Raw genomic sequence first — 529 nt, forward strand, 5'->3', positions numbered from 1 at the left:
GTCTCGAGTTCGGCCATGACGCGCTCGGTCTCCGCGCGGTACCTCTCCTCCATGATGGTCCGGGCGGTCTCGGATCCGTCCGCGCGCTTCAGGGCCGAGAAGGCGGCGTAGTTTCCCAGCACGTCGCAGTCGCTGTACGCGCTGTTCATCGTTCCGAAGACCCCAATGGCCCCCCGGGCGGCGCTCGCGAACTTGGGGTGGCGGGCCCGCAGCCGCATCAGCGTCGTGTGCGCGCAGGCGTGGCGGGTCTCGAAGGTACACAGGTTGCAGGGCACGTCGGTCTGGTCCGAGTCCGCGACGTAGCGAAACACGTCCATCTCCTGGCGCCCGACGATCACGCCGCCGTCGCAGCGCTCCAGGTAAAACAGCATCTTGGCCAGCAGCGCCGGGGAAAACCCACACAGCATGGCCAGGTGCTCGCCGGCAAATTCCTGGGTTCCGCCGACGAGGGGCGCGGTGGGCCGACCCTCGAACCCGGGCACCACGTGTCCCTCGCGGTCCACCTGTGGGTTGGCCGCCACGTGGGTCC

At 69.0% G+C, this 529-nt stretch carries 1 protein-coding gene; it reads right to left on the reverse strand.

The features are described from left to right. On the reverse strand, nt 1-529 hold a 529-nt coding region (locus D7W79_RS46635; RefSeq protein WP_147442387.1), incomplete at both ends, for a hypothetical protein.

Origin of the sequence: Corallococcus exercitus, assembly GCF_003611585.1 — a bacterium.
Lineage (GTDB): Bacteria > Myxococcota > Myxococcia > Myxococcales > Myxococcaceae > Corallococcus > Corallococcus exercitus.